General features: G+C 30.4%; 1 pseudogene. It reads left to right on the top strand.

Annotated elements, in window-relative coordinates:
- Positions 1–44: 44 nt before the first annotated feature.
- A pseudogene (locus SB775_RS27385) lies at positions 45–516 on the top strand (hypothetical protein); the annotation flags it as partial.

Below are 516 nucleotides of genomic sequence, written 5' to 3' on the forward strand. Positions count from 1 at the left end.
GAAACAGTTTGTTTGACCATTATTATGAACAAGAAGAAAGTGGTATGACGGAAGCAGATTTAATTACTTACATTGCTTTACAGATGGGAATGGAGAATAGCTCCTTAAATACAGTAAAACATATTAGTGAGTATACAGGATACGGAGAAGCTCAAATTTCTCAATCGTTAAAAAAACTAGAAAAGTTTAAATGCGTGTCAAATGCTTATTATGATGGCAATACAGTTAATCTATACCCAGACGGCAAAAGTAAAGTTAAATGGATTATTGAAAAGAAGAAAACCAGTAAAAATGAAACTTATTGGGTTCCTAATTTCCTTCCACCGTTCAAAGTTCATTCGGAAGTTATGGAGCCTGTCTCTACATCTTATTTTGTTGTAACTGAAGAAGATTTCAATCTACTGAAAAACAATCATCTAACTAGATCAGAATTCATTACATACTTAATTTTATTAAAAGGACATAAATATGATAAACCATTAAGCAGTCAATTATATTTTAAAAAGAGTACAATTG

The sequence above is a fragment of the Peribacillus sp. SIMBA_075 genome, from assembly GCF_046534585.1.